Annotated in this window: 15 protein-coding genes; 5 read left to right on the top strand and 10 right to left on the bottom strand. The window is 71.1% G+C overall.

Annotated features, from left to right (window positions below):
* Window positions 1-10: 10 nt before the first annotated feature.
* From WMF26_RS11615 to WMF26_RS11605, 3 genes are all read right to left on the bottom strand, one after another.
* Window positions 11-3,700: an nSTAND1 domain-containing NTPase gene (locus tag WMF26_RS11615; RefSeq protein ID WP_438000364.1), complete on the bottom strand. Its 3,690-nt coding sequence runs from the start codon at window positions 3,698-3,700 to the stop codon at window positions 11-13.
* Window positions 3,697-5,712 (bottom strand): CHAT domain-containing protein, encoded by a 2,016-nt coding sequence (locus WMF26_RS11610; RefSeq protein WP_438000363.1) that lies wholly within the window; start codon window positions 5,710-5,712, stop codon window positions 3,697-3,699. Before WMF26_RS11610 ends, WMF26_RS11615 begins: the two co-directional genes overlap by 4 nt.
* Before the next feature lie 448 nt (window positions 5,713-6,160).
* Entirely contained in the window at window positions 6,161-7,570 is a 1,410-nt protein-coding gene (locus tag WMF26_RS11605) for a C39 family peptidase (RefSeq protein ID WP_438000362.1), read from the bottom strand.
* Window positions 7,571-7,816: 246 nt separating this feature from the next.
* On the opposite strand from WMF26_RS11605, the gene WMF26_RS11600 reads away from it, so the two are divergent.
* The 4 genes from WMF26_RS11600 (at window position 7,817) to WMF26_RS11585 (ending at window position 13,293) form a co-directional block, all read left to right on the top strand.
* The gene (locus WMF26_RS11600; protein WP_438000361.1) at window positions 7,817-9,157 is read left to right on the top strand and encodes a sigma 54-interacting transcriptional regulator; all 1,341 of its coding nucleotides are present in this window, start codon (window positions 7,817-7,819) and stop codon (window positions 9,155-9,157) included.
* Between the two features lie 155 nt (window positions 9,158-9,312).
* Window positions 9,313-10,797, top strand: coding sequence for a protein kinase domain-containing protein (locus tag WMF26_RS11595; RefSeq protein WP_438000360.1), 1,485 nt, complete (start codon window positions 9,313-9,315; stop codon window positions 10,795-10,797).
* Window positions 10,798-10,807: 10 nt separating this feature from the next.
* Window positions 10,808-11,818: a hypothetical protein gene (locus tag WMF26_RS11590; RefSeq protein ID WP_438000359.1), complete on the top strand. Its 1,011-nt coding sequence runs from the start codon at window positions 10,808-10,810 to the stop codon at window positions 11,816-11,818.
* Window positions 11,818-13,293 carry a hypothetical protein gene (locus tag WMF26_RS11585; protein WP_438000358.1) on the top strand — a complete coding sequence of 492 codons (1,476 nt, stop codon included), beginning with the start codon at window positions 11,818-11,820 and terminating at the stop codon, window positions 13,291-13,293. The genes WMF26_RS11590 and WMF26_RS11585 overlap by 1 nt, the downstream gene beginning before the upstream one ends.
* 74 nt (window positions 13,294-13,367) lie before the next feature.
* On the opposite strand, the gene WMF26_RS11580 is transcribed toward WMF26_RS11585, so the two are convergent.
* From WMF26_RS11580 to WMF26_RS11570, 3 genes are all read right to left on the bottom strand, one after another.
* The gene (locus WMF26_RS11580; protein ID WP_438000357.1) at window positions 13,368-14,552 is read right to left on the bottom strand and encodes an ARPP-2 domain-containing protein; all 1,185 of its coding nucleotides are present in this window, start codon (window positions 14,550-14,552) and stop codon (window positions 13,368-13,370) included.
* Window positions 14,552-16,078 (bottom strand): hypothetical protein, encoded by a 1,527-nt coding sequence (locus tag WMF26_RS11575; RefSeq protein ID WP_438000356.1) that lies wholly within the window; start codon window positions 16,076-16,078, stop codon window positions 14,552-14,554. The genes WMF26_RS11580 and WMF26_RS11575 overlap by 1 nt, the downstream gene beginning before the upstream one ends.
* A 186-nt stretch (window positions 16,079-16,264) precedes the next feature.
* On the bottom strand, window positions 16,265-16,879 hold the full coding sequence (locus WMF26_RS11570) for a hypothetical protein (protein WP_438000355.1): 615 nt from the start codon (window positions 16,877-16,879) through the stop codon (window positions 16,265-16,267).
* Window positions 16,880-17,232: 353 nt separating this feature from the next.
* Here WMF26_RS11570 and WMF26_RS11565 point away from each other — a divergent pair, with 353 nt between their 5' ends.
* Window positions 17,233-18,126: an NAD(P)-dependent oxidoreductase gene (locus tag WMF26_RS11565; protein ID WP_438000354.1), complete on the top strand. Its 894-nt coding sequence runs from the start codon at window positions 17,233-17,235 to the stop codon at window positions 18,124-18,126.
* 91 nt (window positions 18,127-18,217) lie between these two features.
* On the opposite strand, the gene WMF26_RS11560 is transcribed toward WMF26_RS11565, so the two are convergent.
* From WMF26_RS11560 to WMF26_RS11545, 4 genes are all read right to left on the bottom strand, one after another.
* Complete coding sequence (locus WMF26_RS11560; protein WP_061625347.1) at window positions 18,218-18,802, bottom strand: hypothetical protein; 585 nt, start codon at window positions 18,800-18,802, stop codon at window positions 18,218-18,220.
* A 302-nt stretch (window positions 18,803-19,104) separates the two neighbouring features.
* Window positions 19,105-20,076 carry an SDR family NAD(P)-dependent oxidoreductase gene (locus tag WMF26_RS11555; protein WP_438000353.1) on the bottom strand — a complete coding sequence of 324 codons (972 nt, stop codon included), beginning with the start codon at window positions 20,074-20,076 and terminating at the stop codon, window positions 19,105-19,107.
* Window positions 20,077-20,110: 34 nt separating this feature from the next.
* The gene (locus WMF26_RS11550; RefSeq protein ID WP_438000352.1) at window positions 20,111-20,536 is read right to left on the bottom strand and encodes a VOC family protein; all 426 of its coding nucleotides are present in this window, start codon (window positions 20,534-20,536) and stop codon (window positions 20,111-20,113) included.
* Window positions 20,537-20,555: 19 nt separating this feature from the next.
* A complete protein-coding gene (locus tag WMF26_RS11545; protein WP_438000351.1) occupies window positions 20,556-21,296 on the bottom strand; it encodes a TetR/AcrR family transcriptional regulator in 741 nt (246 codons plus the stop codon).
* Between the last annotated feature and the right edge of the window lie 456 nt (window positions 21,297-21,752).

Genomic DNA, 21,752 nt, shown 5'->3' with positions numbered 1-21,752 from the left:
CCTTCGCGGCTCACGGCAGGTTGACATCTGGGTAGAACGGTATTCGGCCATAGGAGCGCTCGCAAGACTCGTAGCCTTTCCGGGCGTCTTCCTCGCTCTCATCGAGGTAAGCTCGGCGCATTTCAGCGGAGAGGCAGTCGGTGGTGGCAGAGCGGAGGAATAGCTGAAGAGTGGAGACAGAGAGAGCCCACACACGCGCTGTCTTGTCGCCCGACGCTGTGACCACCCGCTGCCCGTCAGCGCTGAACGCCGCGGAGACACCCGCATCCTCGTGGCCCCGGAGCACGACGGGCGGGCCGCTGCCGTCCGCTTGCCACACCCGCGCCGTCTTGTCCTTCGACGCGGTGACCACCCGCTGCCCGTCAGCGCTGAACACCGCGGACAAAATCCAGTCCTCGTGGCCCCGGAGCACGACGGGCGGGCCGCTGCCGTCCACTTGCCACACCCGTGCCGTCCTGTCGAATGATGCCGTGACCACCCGCTGCCCGTCGGCGCTGAACGCCGCGGACCAAACCTCAGCCTCGTGGCCACGAAGCACGACGGGCTGGCCGCTGCCGTCCGCTTGCCACACCCGCGCCGTCTTGTCGAATGATGTCGTGACCACCCGCTGCCCGTCGGCGCTGAACGCCACGGACAAAACCCTCTGCTCGTGGCCACGAAGCACGACGGGCTGGCCGCTGCCGTCCGCTTGCCACACCCGCGCCGTCTTGTCGAATGATGCCGTGACCACCCGCTGCCCGTCGGCGCTGAACGCCGCGGAACTAACCCTCTGCTCGTGGCCCCGGAGCACGACCGGCTGGCCGCTGCCATTTGCGTTCCATACCCGTGCCGTTTTGTCGTCCGACGCGGTGACCACCCGCTGCCCGTCGGCGCTGAATGCCGCGGACAAAACCCAGTCCTCGTGACCCCGGAGCACGATGGGCGGACCGCTGCCGTCCGCTTTCCACACCCGCGCCGTCTTGTCGAATGATGCTGTGACCACCCGCTGCCCGTCGGCGCTGAACGCCGCGGACCAAACCTCGGCATCGTGGCCCCGGAGCACGACGGGCTGGCCGCTGCCGTCCGCTCTCCACACCCGCGCCGTCTTGTCGAATGATGCTGTGACCACCCGCTGCCCGTCGGCGCTGAACGCCGCGGACCAAACCTCGGCCTCGTGGCCCCGGAACACGACCGGCTGGCCGCTGCCGTCCGCTTTCCACACCCGCGCCGCCTTGTCGAATGATGCTGTGACCACCCGCTGCCCGTCGGCGCTGAACGCCGCGGAACTAACCCTCTGCTCGTGGCCTCGGAGCACAACGGGCGGACCGCTGCCGTCCGCTCTCCACACCCGGGCCGTCTTGTCGTCCGAGGCGGTGACCACCCGCTGCCCGTCGGCGCTGAACGCCGCCGACAAAACCCACTCCTCGTGGCCCCGGAACACGACCGGCTGGCCGCTGCCGTCCGCTTTCCACACCCGCGCCGTCCTGTCCCTCGACGCGGTAACTATCCGTTGCCCGTCGGCGCTGAACGCCGCCGACACAACCTCGCCCTCGTGGCCCCGGAGCACAACGGGCGTTCCGCTGTCGTCTACGTTCCACACCCGCGCGGTCTTGTCGTCCGACGCGGTGACCACCCGTTGCCCGTCGGCGCTGAACGTCGCCGACACAACGTCGCCCTCGTGGCCCCGGAGCACAACGGGCGCTCCCCTGCCGTCTGCGTTCCACACCCGCGCCGTAGCGTCCCTCGACGCGGTGACCACCTGCTCCCCGTCGGCGCTGAATGCCGCCGACACAACCTTGCCCTCGTGCCCCTGGAGCACGACGAGCGCTCTCGTGCCGTCTGCGCTCCACACCCGCGCCGTCTTGTCCGCCGACGCGGTGACGACGCGCCGGCCATCGGGGCTGAACGCCGCCGACACAACCTCGCCCTCGTGGCTCCGGAGCACAACGGGCGCTCCGCTGCCATCTGCGTTCCACACCCGCGCCGTCTTGTCCGCTGACGCGGTGACCACCCGCTGCCCGTCGGCGCTGAACGCCGCCGACACAACCTCGCCCTCGTGGCCCCGGAGCACAACGGGCGCTCCCCTGCCGTCTGCGTTCCACACCCGCGCCGTCTTGTCCGCCGACGCGGTGACGACGCGCCGGCCATCGGGGCTGAAGCCGGCAAAGAACACTTCACTGCGATGACCGCGCAGCGTCAGCATCGGAGGACCCAGAACCAGCACATCATGTGTCAAGTCGGTCCAGCCTCGTACTTTTTCCGGCTCCGCGACTTCGAGCAGCAGCTTCACCGCTGGCGCCGGCTTGTTTCTCGCCAAGAGCTCACGAACTCCGGCCATCAAGAAAGAAGTCCGCGCGCGCCCCGCCTGGGCCGTAGCCTCCTGCTGCGCTGTCTTCGCCGCCCCCTCCGCCCTTCGCGCGGCATCTTCGGCGCTCCGCGCCATGTCCCGCTGCCTTAACGCCCACAGAACGATGACCGCCATCGCGGCGGCCACCACAACCGCGGCTGCCGCAATCGCTGCCAGCGTCCGCCGCGCTTTGCGCTCGCGGGCGATCCTCTGGCCATCTTTCTCCCTCCGCTTCCTCTCCGCCTCTTCCTGTTCCCGCTCCCGCCTCCGCTGGAACACCCGGCTCGCCAGCCAGTCGTGCCCGAGCTCGAAGTACCGGCTCCCCTGGTGCTCCGCTGCGCGAAGCACCGCCGCCCTCTCCAACCGCCCGAGCACCTCCTCTGCAGCGCCGGCGGGCAGCACGCCGCGCGCCTCGTGCTCGGTCAGCAAAGTCCGGTGCCCCTCTCCATCGACGAGGTGCTCCTCGAGCAGGTGCCGCGCTGCCTCGCTCAGCGCCCCCAGCCCATCCACCGTGGCCTCGAGGTAGCGGTACACGATGGCCTCCGCCTCCACGACCCCGGCCTCGCTGCCCTGCCCCGCCGCGCGCTCCTCCCACAGCGCACGGCAAACGATCTGCCCGAAGGCGGCCTGCACCTCTGCCTCCTCCGAGGCCGACGATCCAGGCGTCCGCACCTCCAGCATCAGTGCGCGTACCTGCTCTCCGCTCCAGCGCTGGGCCGGCCTCCCGTCCTTCACCGCCTGGCACACCGCCCGGGCCATCTCGCCGACCGTGAGCGGTCCTAGCCGAAAACCGTGATCGAGAAGTTCCCGCCGCCCTCTCGCCCGATCCCGGAAACGCCCGAGGTAATCCTCCCGCAGCGAGAGCGCGATTTGCAGCCCCCGGCTCGGGCTCTGCGCCAGCCGATCGACCGCCTCGATCAGAGCGCTCACCTCCGCCGTGTCTCTCCCCGAAAAGAGCAACTGCTCGAGCTGATCCAGGTAGATCAGGATCGGCCGTTCGCTCCTCCGCTCGGCAAGGCTCATCGCCTCGTCAAGCGCTTCGACCAACTTCTTCCCGTCAGGCACATCGCCCAGCTGTAGATCGTCGAAGATCGCGCGCACGAGCCAGGAGAGCGGCATCTCCCCGGGCGGCCACGTATCAACGCGCACGATCCGGAAGTCGTGCGCCTCCTCCAGGAGCGGGATCACGCCCGCTTGCATCAGCGACGACTTCCCCGCCCCGGAAGGCCCGAACACCGTGGTGCATGGGTGCGCCATGAGCCGATGCGCGAGCTTCCTCGTGAGCTCCTCCCGGCCGAAGAAATACCCGCGATCCGCGGCGCGGTACGGCTGCGGGCCCGGAAAGGGGTTGTGCGGCGCGCTCGCCTTGCTCATCGGCTGTTCCCCCCAGCCGCCACGAGCGCTTCGAGCCAACCGACGACGTCCTCGCCGCTCGCCGCGACGACCCCCACGCCGGCTCTCCCCGGCAGGCTCACGCCCTTCTCCCAGAGCTCCCGCTCGGCGTCGTCCGGCTCGATCATCGCCAGGCTCCCTCGCGGCACCGGCCGCCGGCCGAACAGCCGGTGCAGCAGCATCCGGTGGTGCCAAGTCGTCAGCGACATCCCGGCGATCAGCGCCGGCCGGCTGTTCAGCGTGCTCAGGATCTCGTCGGCCACGTCGCGGGGCAGCGCGCTCTCGAGCTCGCGGAAGCCGAGCAGGTAGTCATCCTCGGTGAGCAGCGGCCGCGTGAAGATCTGCTCCGGCGTGTACCCGCGGTAGAGCCGCAGCAGCACGATCTCCCGCTCCAGATCGACCGACGCGGGCGGCGCCTCGAGCGCCTCCCAGTCGCCGCCGGCCGCACGCCGCAGCACCAGCGTGCTCTCCTCGTCGGGCTGGATCACGTGGATCGTCCTCTCCGGCTGCTGCTCCGCGAGCGCGATCTCCAGCAGCGGGCTGCGGAGCAGCGTCGCGTGCGCCCCGGGGCCGAGGGCGCGCGCCAGCGCCTTGATCACCGGAGGAGCCTCCGCGCCGGCGCGGAACGCGCGCTGGAACTCGGCGCCCAGCTTGTCGGCCCCGCGGCGGAGCGCGTACCGCTGGGCCAGCGCGCTCATCGGCAGGCCCGCCGGCGGCGGCTCGGACCCCCTCGCGAGCTCGGTCCGGAGCTTGTCGCGAAATCGGTCGAGCGCGGCGCGCTCCGCCTTCCACCGATCCCCGAGCAGCAGCGAGAACGGCCGCGAAACGATGCGCGCGAGCGCAGGCTCGATCGCCCTCGCCGCGTCGCTCACCGCGGGCTGCAGCACCAGGGGAGGAGCCACCTTGCGCCCCTTGAAGTCGAACAGCACCCCGTCCGGCCCCCGGAGGTACACGACCGGCGAGAACGCCTCGGCGCTGCCCTCGAACTCGGCGAGGATCGCCCGCCGCGCCTCGCTCACGGCGCGCGCGACGTCCCCTTTGCCGAGGCTCGCGCCGGCGAGCGCGCGGTAGAGCTGCGTTGAGAACGCCCTGGCCACGTCGGCCTGGACCGGCCACAGGTGCGCGACCACCGCGTCCGCGCCGGCCCGGGCGAGGATCTCCGCGGCCGACGCGAACGCCGCCGGCCGCGCTCCCTCGCACGCCTCGAGCACCACGAGCCGGAGAAAGCTGCAGAAGCCGGCCGCGAGCTGCTGCCCGAGGAGCTCGACCCGCAGCCAGCGCTCGTCGCCGTCCGCGTCCGCGAGCCGCAGGACGGGGACGCCGTCCTGCACCCCTCCGTGGCCGACGAAATGGAGCACGTGCGGGATCGGCTCGCAGCGCAGGCGATCGAAGAGCCACGGCAGCCGCGCGGCCTGCCCCTCGATCGGCGCCAGCCACTCGACCTCGCCCGCGGCCATCGGGCCGGCGAGCGCCTCCTTGAGCCGCGCGAGCGCGGCGCCGCCGGCGGGCGCGATCGCGAGCACGCGCACCGCGCCGCGCACCTCGCGCGGCTGCCACGGCTCGTTGCTCCTGACGCCGCGCACGGGCAGCAGATCCGGCGACGTCCCCCAGTGGCGCATCGCCCCGCCCGGCGCGGCGAGCGCCTCCCACGGGACCTCTTGCAGCCCCGGCTCGCCGATCGCGAGGCGCACGAGCAGCGGCCCGCCCGCGGCCTCGCCGAGGCGCGCCCGGAGGTCGTCGATCCCTTCGCGGAGCACGGCGCCATGGAGCGCCTGCGCCATCCTCGCGACGCGCTCGTCCAGCGGCCGCGCGCGCGCGGCCGCCTGGCGCACGTCGCCCGCGAAGCGGTCGAGGTGCTCCGCGCCCAGCTCCGGACCGAGCGCATGAGCTGCGGTCTGCTCCCCCCGGTTGCCGCGAGCCGAAGCCCGCACCTCGGCTCCGCCGCTGTCGAGCGCGATCTCCATCCACACGCCGGGCGCCCCAGGCCTCTGCATGAGAGCGAGATTACCTGGTCCACGCGCGTCGTTTCGCCTCGGGCACGCTCCGCGTTTCGCCGAGCAGCGTTCCAGCCCGCCCGCGCACGCACTGCATGGCAACCCGGAGGGGTCCGGGACCCCTGCGAACGCTCTGCAGTGCGGTCCGGAGGGGTCCGACCCCCCCTCTTGGCACAACAAACCGCGTTTTCAGGGGGCAAATGGCACAAAAAAGCGCGTTGCGGAGCGATTTTTGGCACACAATCGCACTCTCGGACGCTCCGAAGAACGTTCTCGAGGGGTCCGGACCCCGGTGTGTCGCAATGCATTGCGGTTGTGCCAGTGCCGGACCCCCCCTCACCTGGCACAGATCGAGCCCTGCACGGCACAGAGCCGGGCGCGACGCGCTGAGACCGCGCCCGCGCCAGCGACTCTCAGCGCGGCCCCGACGAGGCGCGCTCCTCGACCATCACGGCACACACACACCAGCGGCGCTGCACGATTGACCTCGGTCGCATCCATAGAGCTGCTCATCGGGCCAGGAGCAGTCGGGATCAGGAGCGCCGCAGTTGCAATCGCACCCGTCGCGCGTGCCGTAGAAGCTCATCGGGCAACGCCAGGAGGCGAAGGTCCCGCCGCCGCTGCTCGGCCCGAGGTACTTGAACTTGATGGCGTCGACGTTCGTACCGGGCGAGATGTCCGTGGCCCGCACGTAGGCGCCGTTCGTGAGCTCGACCGAGCTCGCGATCACCGCCCAGCCCGTCTCCATCGAGCTCCTGTGCTGGTCCACGGTCTCCGTGGCGATCTCGGCGCCCGATGCGTTGTACACACGGTACGTGACCGTACCGCTCTCCGGGTCGCCGACGAACTTGGTCGACACCTCGAACATCCCGCCCGCCTCGAGCCGCGGCGTCCAGCGGGCGGCGCGGTTTGCTTCGTTCGGGTAGTACCAGTTCCCCATGGGGCCGTAATAGGTCCACCACACGAGATCGCTCGTGCCGTCGATCGCGTCGTTCACGTCGTCCACCTGGAAGACGTTCCGCGCGGCGTTCCCGCTGGTGGGGTTGTTCCCGGTGTCGACCAGCACCGTGTAGGCGCGCTGCTCCGCCGGCTCGTTCGGGAAGAGCTGGATGGCATCGCGGAACCACCGCGAGCCGTCCCGCCCCCGCACGAAGAAATCGTGGTGCGAGATCGCCTTCCCCTGACCGCCCTCGGCGATGCCTGCCCAGCCGTCGTAAGGGTCGTTGACGATCACCGCGTCGTCGTCGCGGGACGGGGTACCCTGATCTTCGATCCCGAGGATCACGAGGTAATGACCGGCGGCGCTGTCTCCGTTGGCGTAGACGTGGCCGATCACCGGCCCTGCCGCAAGGGCGCTGTACAGGGCGTCCTCGCTGTACAGGTCCGTGGTCTGCATGCCCCAGACGTGGTTGAGGTACCTCACCATCGCCTCCCGGAGCGCGCCGGAGTAGCCCCGGCGCTTGTAGTAGTCCTTGTAGCCAGCGGGTATCGCCGTGTCTCCGGGATCCGCCGTGACCCCCGCTCCCCAGCTGATGTTGCGGTACCCCACGGCGGGGCCCTTATAACCGTAAGACTGGAAGCCCGCGTGGTAGATCTCCGGGACATCGATGAAGCTCGTCGGATAGTAGTAGCGCAGGATCATCGCAAGCGAGGTAGGCCCGCAGGCAGACTCTCCGATCCCGGCGTAGTCGAGCTGGCGCAGGTAAGGAACGTCGGCGATCAGCGCCTGGGCGGCCGACGCCGTGTGGTCCAGCCCGGCCTCGGGGGTCTCCGTGCCAGGGGCCGAGCACGCGGCGAGCGCGACAGGAGCCGCCAGTCCAGCGAGCGCGACCATACTGATGGAAAGACGCGTGTCCATGTTCTCTCTCCTCATCTCGTTCCAACATCATGCGTCCCGGGAGCGGGTCTCCACGCCCGGGCGCGAGCACTCCCCCTGACAGCACGCGCCGTGCCGAGCCGAGATGGCGGTCATCTCGCGGGCTTTCGGGTCAGAGTGCATTCGCCCGGATGCACCCCTCCGCGATCCGCGCCCCGGCGGTGCATCCATCTGAATGCACCACCGGGCGTTCGACAGGCGACGGCGGCCGAGGTAGCTTGTCGCGCCATGAAGCCCGAGGACAAGACGCTGCCTGTAGAGCGCTCGGCGGAAGGTCTCAAGCTGCGGTCGAACAAGATCCGCATCGACGTCGTGAAGGGACCGGCGGCCGGAGCGAACGCCGACCTGCCAGGCCCCGAGGTCCGCATCGGCAGCAGCGAAGAGTGCGACTTCGTGCTCGAGGATCCGACCGTGAGCCGCGTGCACCTGATCCTCCGCATCGAAGGCGACGCGATCCGGGTCATCGACGCCGGCAGCAGGAACGGGACATCGATCGACGGGACGCAGGTGCGCGACGCCTATGCGCGGCCCGACTCGTCGATCGCCGTGGGCGGCTCGACGCTGCACCTGCGCATGCTGACCGACGTCGTCGAGGTGCCCCTCTCGGCCAACGATCGCTTCGGGCGGCTGCTCGGCGGCAGCGTCGCGATGCGGCGCGTCTTCGCCCTGCTCGAGCGCCTCGCCCCGACGGACGCGACGCTCCTCGTCGAGGGGGAGACCGGGACGGGGAAAGAGCTGGTCGCCGCGGGCGTCCACGAGAACAGCGCCCGCGCCGCGGGGCCGTTCGCCGTCTTCGATTGCTCCGCTGTGACACCGAGCTTGATGGAAAGCGAGCTCTTCGGCCACGTGCGAGGCGCGTTCACGGGCGCCCTGACCGATCGCGCCGGGGCGTTCGAGGAGGCCGACGGCGGCACGCTGTTCCTGGACGAGATCGGAGAGCTCCCGATCGAGCTCCAGCCGAAGCTGCTCCGCGCCCTCGAGAGCCGGGAGGTGCGCCGCGTCGGCTCGAACAAGCCGCGGCGCGTCGATGTCCGGATCATCGCGGCCACGAACCGCTCCCTCAGCAAAGAGGTGGAGCGCGGCGAGTTCCGGGAGGATCTCTACTACCGGCTCGCGGTCATCACCGTGCGTCTCCCGCCACTGCGGGAGAGGCTCGAGGACGTCCCTCTCCTCGTCCGGCACTTCGAGCAGGAGCGCGCCATCCCGGGGAGCCCGAGACCTCCGCTCCCCGACGCGGTCCTGCACGCCTTCAGCGCTCAATCGTGGCCCGGCAACGTGCGCGAGCTGCGCAATGCCGTCGAGCGCGCGCTCTCGCTCGGCGGCCCCGGCGCCCGGTTCCAGGAGGTCGGGCTCGCCCCGATCGCCGCGACGCTCAACGTGTCGCTGGACGTCCCGCTCCTCATCGGCCGAGATCGCGTCGCGGAAGCGTACGAGAGAGCATACCTGGAGATCGCGCTCAAACAGGCGGGTGGCAACGTGTGCCGCACTGCCGAGCTTGCCGGTGTGGGGCGGAATTTCGTCCAGAAGGCAATGAAGCGATATGGCCTGCGCGGCGGCGCCGGGACTTGATGGATGGGACGTGATGGGCTATTGGTTTGGACCAACCGCCGCTACCCAGTGACCGATGACCAGTGACCAATGGCCGATGAGGCGCCGTAGGCCCATTCGCGTGTTCACCTTGACTCGGTGATGCTCTGTCGCGATGACGCGATCATGTCTGCGAGATGGAACTCCTGGAAGGGCAACACATCACGCCGAACCTGCGCCTCGTACGTCCTGTGGGACAGGGGGGAATGGGGAGCGTGTGGGCTGCCGAGCACCGGAGCCTCGGCGCGCTCGTCGCTGTCAAGTTCATCCAGCCCGACCTGTCCGGCAGCGGGGTGATCGCGGCCCGCTTCAAGCGCGAAGCGATGGCGGCCGCGCAGATCAAGAGCCCTCATGTCGTGCAGGTGTTCGACTACGGGCTCACGGGTGATGGCACGGCCTACATGGTGATGGAGCTCCTCGAGGGCGAGGACCTCGGCCAGCGCGTGAGGCGCGCCGGTCCGCTGACGATGGCCGAGGTGGCGACGGTCGTCCGGCAGGTGTCGCACGCTCTGGCCAGAGCGCACCCGCTCGGGATCGTCCACCGCGACATCAAGCCGGACAACGTCTTTCTGACCGAGGAGCCGGACGGCGGCCTCTTCGTCAAGTTGCTCGATTTCGGGATCGCCAAGCAGGGCGAGCTCAGCGGCGCGACGTCCGCCGGCGCGGCGATCGGCACCCCGGTCTACGCGAGCCCGGAGCAGCTCGACGACGCGCAACGCGTCGACATTCAGGCAGACCTCTGGTCGCTGGCTGTCACCACCTACTATGCGCTGTTCACGCAGCTGCCGTTCAACGGGGCGACGCTCCAGGAGCTGCGCGCCCACATCGCCCTGGGGGCATTCACCCCGCCGAGCGAGCTCTCGCCCGACCTCCCAGCGGCGCTGGACGTGTGGTTCGAGCGCGCGTTCAGCCGATCCCCCGCAGGCCGGTTCCTCTCCGCGCTCCAGATGGCGATCGCCTTCGAGGTCGCGTCCGGGGCGCCCGCAGACGCCGCGCCAGCACGGTCAGGGCGCGATCGCCCGGGGCCGACATGCGCGGGCGGCCCGAGGACACCACAGCCCGACCGTGAGCCGCCGGCCGCGCGTGCGGGCGAGCGAGCCTCGCCGGCCAGCGCGCCGCGCGCTGCGGGCCCGCTGCCGCTGCCCGCGGCCAAGCAGGCCGCCGTATGCGGTGACAGAGTGCCTCGGGGGACGCGCGCCAGGGGCGTGGCCACGGTGGCGGCGATCGCGGCGATCGTCGCCGCCACGTCCGTGGCCACGCACGTCGTCGGGCGGCGCGCCGAGCCGGCGAGGCTCGCGGAGCCCGTCAAGCCCTCGGAGCCGGTGATGATGGACGTCACGCCCGGGCCACAGCCCGAGGCCACGTCGCCGCCCCGGAACAGCGGAGTCGGCGAGGTGCCCGCGGCGATGTTGACGGCGGGCGCTGCGCCGGCGAGCGTGGCCGCCGCGGCAGTCACAGCGATCCCCGAGCGCGCACGGACGCCGCCCCATCAAGCCAACCGGCGGCGCCTGACCATGTCGCCGGAGAGTCACCAGAAGCTGCCTGCGCAGACGCGCCAGGCTCCCGAGGGACCCAACGATGACGGACTTCCCCCCGCGATGCCAAGGACCGATGGTTTCTGAACGCATCCCCTTGCGCAAGGCACGCGCGGCAGTGGCCGCCGTGCTCGTGGCCGCCGGCGTCGCCCTGTCGGCCGGCCCGCTCCGCGCGGAGCCGACCGGCGCCGAGCAGGAGATCGCGCGCGTGCGGATGGCCGAGGGGCGAGCGAGGTTCGCCAAAAGCGATTTCCAGGGGGCGCTGACCGCGTTCACCGAAGCCGATGAGATCATGAAGGTCCCCACCACGGGGATCGCGCGGGCGTTGACGCAGCAGCGCCTGAAGCGGCTCCTCGACGCGCGCGACATCGCGCTTCGCGTCATGCGGTATCCCGTGTCGCCATCGGAGCCGCCGGAGTTCACGAAGGCGCGCGTCGAGGCAGCGAAGCTCTCGGAGGAGCTCCTGGCGCGCATCCCGGCAATCGAGATCACCGTCGAAGGTCCCCCCTCCGGCGCGGCGGTCGTCGTCAAGCTGGATGGCTCCGTTCTCCCGAGATCCGCGGCGGGTCTTCGCCGGATGGTCGATCCGGGCAGGCACACGATCACGGTGGCTGCCCCGGGTTACATGACAGAGCGCCTCACGGTCATGGCCGCCCAGGGGGATGTGGTGCCGGTCGAGGTCGTGCTCAGATCCGCTCCGCTCGCGGCGCCGGACGTGCGACGGCCGGAGCTACAAGCTCGATCGACGCCGAGATGGCCGGGGTGGGTCGGCGCCGGCGGAGCGCTCGCGTCCGCCGCGGCTGCGGTGTTCGCCGCCGACTTCGGGATCGCGCAGCGCGCTGTCGACAGGCGCTGCCCGACCTACGAAGGCGGAGGCTATGACTGCCCGTCGCTCACGGCCGCGCAGGCCAGGGATCTGGAGGCCCGCCGGAACCGCGATCTCGTGCTCGCCATCTCGTTCGGGGGTGTCGGCGCAGGGGCGCTGGTCGCGGCGGCGGTCGGGTACCTGAGTGCGCCCTCCTCGCGAGAGCGTGCCAGGCCGACACCCACGGTGACAGGCTGGGTCGCCTCGAGCGGAGGTGGCGGGGTGATCCAGGGGAGCTTCTGATGCGCCGCCTCCGCTCGGTTGGATCCGGCTGGCTCGTGGTGCCGCTCCTGCTGTGCGGCCCCGCTGGGGCGGCGTGCATCTCCCTCCGCGGCCTGAAGGACAGGGAGAGCGATGCCGTCGCGGGCGACGGAGGGGGCAGCGGCGCGGCGGAGAGCGGCAGCGGTGGCGTGGTTGAGCGCGGCGGAGGTGGTACCGGAGACACCGGCGCTGGTGGCGTCGGCACGACCGGTGCGGGCACGGTGGGGACGGGTACGATCGACACCGGCGCGACCGGCGGAGGCGGCGCCCCCGTGCTCAGGTGCGATGTGCCGACGGGCGGACTCTACTGCGGCAACAACGATGTTGAGGGGGGTGATGCCCACACCCTTTACCAATGTTACCAAGGAACCGCGACCATCGACAAGGAGTGTCCGTTCGGCTGCGAGCGCAGGCCCGATGGGACAAACGACCGCTGCAAGGGCGGCACGGCCGGAGAGATCGCGACGCAGCTGCTCGGGAGGTCGAGGAGCTTCCTGATCGGGCTCGGGCATGCTCAGGCCGACGAGCAGGTTGCCCACCATGAGCTCGGGATCACGCTCGATCTGCACGACCACCTCGTCGATCGCCTGGCCGATCCGACGAACGACCGGCGATGGTCGACGCTCGACCAGGCGCTCGCAGCCGACGATCGGAACGGCGTGGTACCCATGGTCACGCTCTCGCTGGGCACGTTGCACACCCTGAGCTGGCCGAGCATCAGAGCGATCCTCGCGGACCAGACGGCGATGCGCGTCTACTGGGACAACGTCACCGAGGTGTTCAGGCGCCTCGCGCGGACCGGCGCGCCGCGGGTGGTGAACCTGGAGCCATACCTCTTCGCCCACGCCCAGGACCAGGCGGCGCCCGCCGTGGCCACATTGCACCTCCAGGAATGTAAGTGGATGACCGCCGATCTGAATCATTTTGGGCGCTGTCTCATGCACCTCGCGCATGTGATCGCCCCGAACGTGGTCGTGGGGTTCCATGCCACGAGCGGGCTTGCCGGCCCTCCGGCGAGCGATGCGCTCACGCTGGATCGGATAGGCGCCTCCGACGCCGACATCCTCATCGTGAGCGTGCTCGATCGTGACGCCGGGTGTTACGAGTCGGGTGATTGCAGCAGCGACGGCGGCCCCTGGTACTGGGAGACCGAAGATCGGTTCACCGAGTACATCCATTTCGTTCAGAAGCTTTCCGAAGACGTGGGCCGGCCCGTGCTGTGGTGGCAAGTGCCGCTCGGGCAGCCCAGCGATACCCCCGGCGGGACGCCGAAGCGCTACCGCGACAACCGCGTCCGCTACTTCTTCGATCACCTGAGCGAGCTCGTGAGCATCGGCGCCCTGGGCGCCGTGTTCGGCAGCGGCGATGTCACGCAAACCGACATCGACAGCGACGACGGGCAGTTCCGGGACGCGGTGCGTGAGTATTTGTTGGGTGGGGCTCACCCGCTCCCGTGAGGACGCGCCCTCCGCCGTCCCGGCGCGGCGCCCGACCGAAGCCGCGCGCCGCGCGGCCCCCTCACCGAGCGCGCTCACCTCGTCCGCTTCAGCGCCGCCTTGAGCACGTGCTCCGCGATCAGATAGCCGAACCCCTCCCCGTCGATCCGCCGGAGCAGCTGGTCGCGCGCGATCCGGAGCGCCGCCGCGGTGGCGTCCAGGTTCCACCCGTGCGCGGCGAGCTGCTCCAGGAGCCGCGCGCGCCGCACCTGCCCGGCCGAGAGCCGGTAGGTCTTCGCGTACTCCAGCGAGCCGTCGTCGCGCACGATCGCCTCGCCGATGTGGTTGTCGAGCGCCGGATCGAGCTCGGTCATGAACCGCTGCAGCGAGAACGGCCCCGCCCGGTACACGCGCTGCGCCGCGATCGGCCGGCCGAGGAGGCCCGCGGCCGTGTCCACGTGCAGCGCGCCGGCCTCGGCCCGCGCCCGGCCGAGCGCGGCCCGCAGGTCGTCGAGCGAGCCGATCTGCGCCTCGTCGATCGGATGCACGAACGCCTGGCTGTCGCCGTTGTGGCGGGCCGCGTAGAGCAGCGTCTGCTCGTAGAAGTCCTCGATCAGCGTGCGGTGCAGCGCGCGGTAGTCGTCGGGGTGCGACACCACGAACACCGACGCGAGCAGCTCGCCGACGAAGAGCAGCAGGCCGCTCTGGCCCTCGTGGATCTCGAAGACGCGCAGCGCGTCCTCGAGGCTCGGGATCGCCCGGCCGGAGAGCGACACCTCGGTGCGCGGATCGAGGCCGCGGGAGATCGCCCGCCGCGAGTACTCGGACCAGGCGATCTCGGGGGCGTTGAAGTGCAAGGCGAGGAAGCCCTCCATCGCGAGGTGCTGCGGCAGGAGGCGCAGGCGGTTCCGCTCGGCCGGGTCCTCGCCGCGCGCCTCGCGCCGCACCATGCGGTGGAGCACGTTGACGCCGCGGCAGATCTTGGCGAGCGGGTTGCGGTCGGCGGGCCCCGCGAGCGCCGCGCCGTAGGACGCGACCGGCGAGCCGTCCTCGGTCCACCCGACCACGAGCGCGTGCGGCACGTAGCTCGAGTAGTACGAGCCGTCGCCCACATCGACGAGCGCCATGGGGTCGTCGTACCGGCGGCGGGCGATGCGCAGGTCGTCGCGCGGCGCGGACCGGAGGAGCGGGACCAGGCGCACGCCCGCGAAGACCTGGGCGTGCGTGGCCGTGAGGCCCCGGAGCGAGAGCGACTGGAGCAGGGCCGGCCCCTTCGCCATCAGGGCGCCTCGAGCGCCGCCGCGGGCGCCTCCTCTGACGGCGCCGCCGCGACGGGCGACTCTTCCGCCGGCACCGACGCGCCGGGCGCCCTGGCGTGCCGCGCGAGCAGGGCATCCGCGCGCCGCGCGAGGTAACGCTCGAGCTCCGCGAGCGGCGCCGTCCCCTCGGCGAACCGCGCGAAGCCGAGGACCGTCGGCAGATCCTCGGCGTCGCGCAGGCCGACCGTCGGGATCGACGGGCCGAGCGCGCGCGGCGCGTAGCGCTCGCTGTCGAACACCGGGTTGATGTGGACGATCGACGTGCGCTGCCCCGGATCGAGCCGCGCCCGGAAGCACCGCGCGACCTCGGCGGCGGCGCCGGCCGGGTCGTTCTCGAAGCCGTCCGAGACCACGATCACGACGTCCGGCCGCCACGCGAGCGCGTCGAGCAGCGGCGTCGCGAGATCGGTCTGGCCGCGCGCGCCGACGAGGATCTCGTCCGGTGTGGGCGCGGTCCAGAACGCGCGGTACTCGCTCGCGGCGGCGCGGAGCAGGTAGCTCACGCCGAGCGCGACGGCGAGCGGGCGGCGGCGCTTCTCGCTCGATCCGGACGCCGAGTAGCTCCGGTCGAGCACGGCGGCGACGCGCCCGAGCGCGGCGGGGCTCCGGCGGAGCGCGCGGGCGGCGGCGCGCTCGAGCGCGGCGTGGAGCTCGTCGCGGCGATCGCGCCGCGCCGCCTCGGGCAGGGAGAGCGCGTAGAGGGCGACGCGCGTGAGCGGGGCGCGGCCGAGGTCGACGGCGAGGTCGACGTCCTCGCGCCCGGCGGCGCGCTGCAGCCGCAGGCGCTCGCCCTCGGTCATGCGCGGGGCGGCGCGGCGCAGGAGCTCGTCGCGCGAGACGCCGCGGGCGGCGGCGAGGCCCTCGGCGACGGTCAGCGGCAGGTCGAAGATCGCCTCCTTCGCGTAGCGGGCCTGCCGCGCGCGCTCGAGGAGCGGCGCCTCGAACGGCGCGCGCCGCCCGGGCTCGAACAGGAACGGCCCGATCTCGCCCGGGAGCCGGAGGTGCGCGTGCACGGCGAGCGCGCGGACGTGGGCGCGGTACTTCACGGCGTCGAAGGCCGGGTCGGGCCGGCCGGCGAGGTAGTCGCGGATGACGGCGCGCGCGCGGCGGTTGTTCACGCGCCGCTCCCGGAGCTCGCGGAGCGCCCGGAGCGCGCGCTGCGGCGGCAGCTCGCGGAGCGCGGCCGCGATGAGCAGCCCCTCCTCGCGCCGATCGGCGGGGGGCGTCTCGGCGCCGGTCGCGAGGAGGTTCACGGCGATGCGCGCCTGGTTGAAGTGGTTGATGCCGGCCGCGAGCGTGCGCGCGTAGAGGCGGCGGTAGTTGCCGAGGATGTACTCGTGGAGGAAGTCGACGGAGACGACCTGGCCGCCGGAGGAGCCGTAGAACTCGGCCTGCCCGGTGCACGCGAAGCAGGCGTTGATGAACATGACGAGGTCCTCGCGCTCGACGCGCTCGGTATGGAAGCGTGCGGGGGGCGCGGGCGGCATACGAAAGCCGCCCGGGGAATGGTGGGGCGATCTACCTACGACAGTAACCAGACTGGGCTCGGAAATCGCCCCGGAGTCCCACGGGCGGCAACCGGCAGGATACACCGGGAGGGCGCACCGCAGAACCGGCCGAGCAGCTTTGCCACACCGGCGCTGCGCCGCGCAGGCGCCCGGATCCACGCCGGTCTACTCCGGCCAGACCTCGATCCAGACGAACAGCACCTGTCCGGCGGCCTGGTTGCCGACGGCCACCGGAACCACCGTGCGCGCCCGGAGCGCCTCGATGAGGTGATCGCGGTGGATGGCGAACCTCCCGATGAAGTCGTCGCTCACGAGGTCGCGGTCGATGAGCTCACCGCTCACGTGGACGTCCGGCGCGAGCGGCACGCGGCGCCAGGTCGGCGGGCCTTTCCACCCGGGCGTGCAGGTGTCGCGCTGCCCCGGGCGATCGAGCGTGAGCCGGCCGAGCGACCGGCCGCCCGCGAACAGCTCCGCCGAGCCGAACGGCTCCGGCGGCTCGGTGCCCGCCCCCGCCGCCTCCGCGGCGTACCCCGCCGCGCTGGCGGCCGCCGCGGCGGGGTGCGCCGCGCGGAGCAGGTCGCCGATGGCGGTCAGCGCCCCCGCCGGGACCGTGCCCATGCCGTCCCACTGGCGCCCATCCGCCTTGGCCGGGCTGATGACCGCGCCGTCGATGGAGACGCGCACATGGGCCGGCAGCGGCTCCGCCGCCGGCTTGCACGCCGCGCAGCCGAGGGCGAGCCCACACACCGAGGCCGCTTCAAGGAGAAGACGTGACGCCATGCCTCGGGAGCGTACCCCGGCGGGCGCGGGGCACCAACGCGCAAGGCCCCGTCCGGCCGGTAGAAGGGGCGTGACGCGGGAAACACCTGCTTCCGCCACCTCAAGCGGGCATGGCGATCCGCCCTCGACCCCCTCGAATCGTTTTACTTTTCCTCCGCCCTCGGTAGGCTCTGAATCTGGCGTCCCTCGGCAGCCGCAGGACTCGCACGAAGCGCTCGTCCTCATGGCAGGTGCGCATGCCTCGCTCGCGTCCTCGACGGCGGTCAGCTCGAATCGGTCGCGCCAGATGAAGAGAGGGTGAGGAGCGCGCGCTCGGAGCCCCTCAGGCGATCACAGGAGAGAAGAACCAGATCATGTCGCACAAAGAGACCGTGTCCATCATCGGCTTGGGTCAAATGGGCGCCGCGCTGGCGCGCGCCTACATCAACGCCGGTCATCGGGTGACCGTATGGAACCGGACCCACAGCAAGGCAGCGCCGTTTCAGGGCCAGGCGAAGGTGGCGGCGACGCCCGAACAGGCATGCAGCGAGAGCGACCTGACGATCATCTCGCTGTCCAACTACGAAGCGAGCGACCAGGTCCTCCGCGCGCCCGTCGTGGCCGAGGCCGCGAAGGGTCGGACGCTGGTACAGCTGACCAGCGGCACGCCCAGCGACGCCCGCAGCGGGGCGGCATGGACGTCGGAGCTCGGGATCGGCTACCTGGACGGGTGCATCATGGCTTACCCCAGCTACATCGGGGGTGAACAGACGCCGGTGTTCTACTCGGGTCCCAAGGGGCTCTACGACCGCCACGAGCCGACGCTGCGCGTCATCGGCGGGGCAACCTCCCACGTCGGCGAGCCGATCGGGGCCGCGGCAGCGCTCGACTGCGCTCTCCTGGAGAGCTTTTACGGCGCCACGCTGTCGTTCCTGCACGGCGCGGCGATCTGCGCGTCGGAGAAGTTCCCCCTCGACGCCTATTTCGCCAAGTACCAGGCGATCATGCCGCTCATCTCGATCACCGCCGACATGTGCAACAAGATGCTGTCGACCGGCGATTTCAAGGGGACCGACTGCACGCTGGACATCCACACCGGCGCCCTCGAGCACATCGCGCGTCTCAGCCGGGAGAACAACGTTGACCGGCGCATCCCGGAGCTCATCCTGTCGTATTTCAAGCGGGCGTTGCAGCTCGGCCACGGCGCCGATGAGATGGCCGCCGTGTTCAACGCCATTCAGGATCAGGCCCGCGCCGACCAGCGCTGAGGGGTCCGCGCAGGCCGCGGGTCGGGCGGGGAGCGGCGCAGCCGGCGCGGCGCGCTCGCTCCCGCGCGACCGCGCGACCGCGCGGCGCCGGTCAGCTCGCGGCCTTGTCGGGCGCGATCAGGGTGACCGTCAGCCGGAACGTCGGCGCCCCGAGCACGAGCCCCAGGAACGTCACCTCTTGCCGGTACAGGGCGATCTCGCGGCTCGCGAGGAGCTCGGGCTTCCACTTCGCGACCAGATCGCGCAGCGCCGCGCCGTACGCCTCGTCGTAATCGAGCTTCGTCGACGAGCCGACGCCCATGAGCGGCGCGGGCAGCCCGGTGTTCGTGGGCGTGGGCGCCGCCGCCGACGCCTTCGGCAGCTTGACGGGCACCCGGATCGTCTCGCTGGCCGACGCGATGACGATCTCCTCGGGCGGCATCGCGCCGAGATCGAAGCCCTGCTCGTGATGGAAGGGCGAATCCCCCTTCCCCAGCGGGCCCGTCCAGCCCATGAGATTGTACCTCAGGCCGCCGACGAACTTCTCGTCCCGCACCAGCACGAACCCGGACGTGAAGTTCTGCGCCTCGCCGCTCACCTTGATGCCAAGCACGCCCACGACCCCGCCAAACCCGGTGGCGCGAAACTCGGCCGTCGCCTCGAGACCATGCGTCGTGACCGGTCCATAAAAACCCATGATGTACCTCCTCAAAGGGATTGTTGTTGTCGGAAGCGCGCTTGGCGCTGTCCGTCCCCTTCTGCCCCTCTCATTTCAATGATCGTGCCGCGCGCCTGGCGAGGAGGAGGAGACCTGGGCTAGCGCGCTCGATCCGCGCGTAAACATGGTGAGGGCTGGCCATCGACAGCGGTCCTCGGACCGTGGTCGAAGGCCAAGGCGAGGGCGATCGGCGAAGGAGCTGGCAAGATCTTGCCGGGGCTTGCCGGAATTGCCGGCAAGATCTTGCCGCAGGTGGAGACCCATGGCCTCCGGCCGTCGACTCAGGAGCGCTCGCGGACCAATTCCTCGCTCTTCGCCCAGAGCGCCGCTGCTCGCTCGAGATCGAGGGCGTACGGACGGACCCCTTCGCTGATGGGATCGATCGGGTCGAGGGTCACCCTCGTGGTGACATGGCAGTTCTCGCAGTAGCGGCCTCCGACCTCGTCCGCCTCGGCCACGACGCCAGCCCAGACCGACGTCGCCGCGCCTTGGGGGATCGTCTTCGGGACGAACGGCGGTTTGCCTCGAGCAGCGAGGTCCGCGTTGATTCGCTCGACCAGGGTCGAGAGGGAGTCGCCGGGGAGGTGACGCCCGAGCTCGGTCGCGATGACGCCCGGATGCACGGCGGTGGCGCGCGTCCCGCGCCCGCGGAGGCGTCGATCGAGCTCCACCGCGAACAGGATGTTCGCGGTCTTGGAGCGCCCGTAGGCGACGAACGGCTCGTAACGCGTGCGCTCGAAATGAGGATCGTCGAGGTCGACGTCCGCGTAGCGATGCCCCGCGGACGAGAGGGACACCACCCTCGAGCCCGCCCGCAGCAAGGACGCGATCCGGTTGACGAGCACGAAATGCCCGAGGTGGTTCGTGCCGAATTGCAGCTCGAACCCATCCTCGGTCAGGCCGAACGGGCACGCCATCACGCCGGCGTTGGCGATGACGAGGTCGAACGGCTCCCCCTGCCTCAGCAGATCGTCCGCGCAGCGGCGCACGCTGGCCAGCGAGGCGAGGTCCAGCTCCACGAGCTCGAGCCGTCCGGAGCCGGCGTTCGCCGCTCGCACCCCGCGGGTCGCCGCTTCCGCTTTCTCGAGGTTGCGCGCTGCGCCCACGACGTGGGCCCCGTGGGCGACCAGCGCGCGCGCCGTCTCGACGCCGAGGCCGGCGGAGACGCCGGTGACCAGGATGCGTTTGCCGCTGAGATCGCGGCCCTCGAGCACTTCGTCCGTGGTCGAGGTCGATCCAAACGACGGGGTCATCGTTGTCTCCTTGCGCGCGCGCTCTTCCGCGCGCTCAGGACGCCTTGTACTCCGTCGCGACATCCAGGACCCACGTGACGCCGAAGCGATCCTTGAGCATGCCGTACAGGGGGGTCCACCCCGACGGCGCCAGGGGCTGCACGATGGTCGCGCCAGCGGAGAGCTGCTCCCAGAGCGCGGAGATCTCGGCGGCCGAGTCGCCGCGGACCGAGACGAAGAACGCGTTCTCGCCTCGCTCCCATGGCGTCCGGGAGGGCACGTCGTAAGCCATCACGCGAAAGCCGTTCTTGGCGGCGACTTGGCCCCACATCACCTGATCCGCCTCCGACGGAGCCTGGACGTTGTGGGCGTCCTTGTAGGTCACGATGGTGAGGTCACCGCCGAACACGGACTGGTAGAACTCCAGCGCCGCTCGGGCATCGCCGCGGAAGTTGAGGTGGTTGGTAACGCTGACGGTCATGACGTTCTCCTATGCAGGTTCAGGGTTTCGAGCGTGTCCGCGCGCGCGGGGCCCGTCGGGGCGCCGGCGCGGATTCGTCGGCCGGTGAGGTGGTGGGATCAGGCCGACGGCCTGTCGAGCCTTGTCCCACGCCGGAGGGCTGATTCCGGAGGGCTGGCACGATGACGCCGTCGACCATCGACACGAGGAAGGCGAGGTCGATCGGCTTGCGCTGGACCAGGGTGCGGTACGCGGCCATCGACGGGACGACCTGGGACAGGGTGGCGATGTCGGCGGACGCCGAGATCTCGCCGCGCGCCACGGCCCGCTGCATCAGCGCGAGATGCGCTTCGGCCCACGGCTCGACGACCGCGCTGTTCGCTGCCTCGGCGAGCGCCTGCTCCTGCGAGAGCAGCGAGGCGAGCCCGGTCATGATCTTGAGCTTGCGCTCGCCTTCTTCGATCGACGGCGGCTTGAACAGGCCGAGGAGGTCTCCGCGGAGCGTGCCCGTGTCGGGCAGATGCTCGATGTCGACCTGATTGCGCTTCATGTGCGCGACGGCGTCGATGACGAGCTCGACCTTCGAGGTCCAGCGACGGTAGATGGTCGCCTTCCCGGCGCCGGCCCGCGCGGCCACCAGGTCCATCGTCAAGCCTGCTGCGCCCACCTCGGCGAGGACCTCGAGCGCGGCCTCGAGGATCGTGGCGTCGCGCGAGCGGTCTCGCTTGCGCCCCGGCCTCGCGGGCTCGACCTCGGCGCGCTCGTCCTCGTTCTGGGTCATGCGGTCACCTCACCCTGTGCACATATCGATACCGACGAGTTTCGATACTGTCAAGTTCCGAAACCGTCCGGTGTCGTTTTTTGCCGGCGTGCCCGGCGCCTCTGCGTCGCCCGCCGGGCGCGGAGCGGCTGGGCGCCGGCGTCGCCAGAGGGGGCGAGCTGCCGCGATCCGCCCCGTCCCTCGCTCCGCGGTCCCCTTACCGCCGTGCGCGCCCAGCACGCCGCCGACGTCACGGCCGGCGCCTGGGTGGCCCTCCCCGACGGGACGCCCAGTTGCGCATCCGTCGCGCCCCCTCAGGCGCCCCCGGCCCCCCGCAAAGGGCGCGACTGCTGCCGGTGTCGGACGGCTCTATACGATGGATCTGGACCGCGTTTGGGTGTTGCGGCGAAGAGCCGATCCGTGAGATTTTTCGCGCGGGGACGTCACAAAAGACGACGATTGAGAGAGACCTGGCCC

The organism is Sorangium sp. So ce185, assembly GCF_051526825.1.
GTDB classification, from domain to species: domain Bacteria; phylum Myxococcota_A; class Polyangia; order Polyangiales; family Polyangiaceae; genus Sorangium; species Sorangium cellulosum_D.
The sequence above is the reverse complement of the archived record's forward strand: the minus strand, read 5'-3'. Positions and strand labels throughout refer to the sequence as shown.

Bases quoted from the DNA above. Each gene is read 5' to 3' on its own strand.
- WMF26_RS11615 (WP_438000364.1), bottom strand. From the start codon at position 3,700: ATGAGCAAGGCGAGCGCGCCGCACAACCCCTTTCCGGGCCCGCAGCCG.
- WMF26_RS11610 (WP_438000363.1), bottom strand. From the start codon at position 5,712: ATGCAGAGGCCTGGGGCGCCCGGCGTGTGGATGGAGATCGCGCTCGAC.
- WMF26_RS11605 (WP_438000362.1), bottom strand. From the start codon at position 7,570: ATGGACACGCGTCTTTCCATCAGTATGGTCGCGCTCGCTGGACTGGCG.
- WMF26_RS11600 (WP_438000361.1), top strand. From the start codon at position 7,817: ATGAAGCCCGAGGACAAGACGCTGCCTGTAGAGCGCTCGGCGGAAGGT.
- WMF26_RS11595 (WP_438000360.1), top strand. From the start codon at position 9,313: ATGGAACTCCTGGAAGGGCAACACATCACGCCGAACCTGCGCCTCGTA.
- WMF26_RS11585 (WP_438000358.1), top strand. From the start codon at position 11,818: ATGCGCCGCCTCCGCTCGGTTGGATCCGGCTGGCTCGTGGTGCCGCTC.
- WMF26_RS11580 (WP_438000357.1), bottom strand. From the start codon at position 14,552: ATGGCGAAGGGGCCGGCCCTGCTCCAGTCGCTCTCGCTCCGGGGCCTC.
- WMF26_RS11575 (WP_438000356.1), bottom strand. From the start codon at position 16,078: ATGCCGCCCGCGCCCCCCGCACGCTTCCATACCGAGCGCGTCGAGCGC.
- WMF26_RS11570 (WP_438000355.1), bottom strand. From the start codon at position 16,879: ATGGCGTCACGTCTTCTCCTTGAAGCGGCCTCGGTGTGTGGGCTCGCC.
- WMF26_RS11565 (WP_438000354.1), top strand. From the start codon at position 17,233: ATGTCGCACAAAGAGACCGTGTCCATCATCGGCTTGGGTCAAATGGGC.
- WMF26_RS11560 (WP_061625347.1), bottom strand. From the start codon at position 18,802: ATGGGTTTTTATGGACCGGTCACGACGCATGGTCTCGAGGCGACGGCC.
- WMF26_RS11555 (WP_438000353.1), bottom strand. From the start codon at position 20,076: ATGACCCCGTCGTTTGGATCGACCTCGACCACGGACGAAGTGCTCGAG.
- WMF26_RS11550 (WP_438000352.1), bottom strand. From the start codon at position 20,536: ATGACCGTCAGCGTTACCAACCACCTCAACTTCCGCGGCGATGCCCGA.
- WMF26_RS11545 (WP_438000351.1), bottom strand. From the start codon at position 21,296: ATGACCCAGAACGAGGACGAGCGCGCCGAGGTCGAGCCCGCGAGGCCG.